The sequence below is a fragment of the Paenirhizobium naphthalenivorans genome, assembly GCF_007992095.1.
Lineage (GTDB): Bacteria > Pseudomonadota > Alphaproteobacteria > Rhizobiales > Rhizobiaceae > Allorhizobium > Allorhizobium naphthalenivorans.
The window spans coordinates 1-748 of record NZ_BJZP01000121.1; the positions used below are offsets into that span (position 1 = coordinate 1).

Sequence of the window (748 nt, forward strand, 5' to 3'; positions counted from 1 at the left end):
CCAGCATGGTCGAGCGCCTGCGCGGCGTTGTTGCCGATGCACTGTCGGCTTCCGACAATGTATCTTCGGGCAGCCAGGAACTGTCGGCCAGCTCCGAACAGTTGAGCCAGGGTGCGACCGAACAGGCCGCTTCGGCCGAAGAGGCCTCCGCCTCGATGGAGCAGATGGCTGCCAACATCAAACAGAACGCCGACAACGCCGCCCAGACGGAGAAGATCGCCCGTCAGTCCTCCAGGGATGCGGAAACCAGCGGCGATGCCGTCAACCGTGCCGTGGCCGCCATGCGCACGATTGCCGAGAAGATCTCGATCGTCCAGGAAATCGCCCGCCAGACCGACCTGCTGGCCCTGAACGCCGCCGTCGAGGCCGCCCGCGCCGGCGAGCATGGCAAGGGCTTTGCCGTCGTCGCCTCGGAAGTGCGCAAACTGGCAGAGCGCTCGCAGTCGGCAGCCGCCGAGATCAGCGCGATGTCGACGGAAACCGTGCAATCGGCCCAGGATGCCGGCGAGATGCTGAACCGTCTGGTGCCCGACATCCGCAAGACCGCCGAACTGGTCGCCGAGATCTCCGCCGCCTGCCGTGAGCAGGACATCGGTGCCGCCCAGATCAACGAGGCGATCCAGCAGCTCGACAAGGTGACACAGCAGAACGCCAGTGCCTCCGAAGAAATGTCGGCAACGTCTGAAGAGCTGGCCGCCCAGGCCGAGGAACTGCAAAGCTCCATCGCCTTCTTCAAGGTCGACGGGGC

Annotated in this window: 1 protein-coding gene; it reads left to right on the forward strand. The window is 65.4% G+C overall.

Going from position 1 to position 748, the window contains the following annotated elements; translation table 11 throughout:
- Positions 1 to 748: methyl-accepting chemotaxis protein (locus RNA01_RS23460; protein ID WP_235916861.1), on the forward strand; the 748-nt coding region annotated here is incomplete at both ends.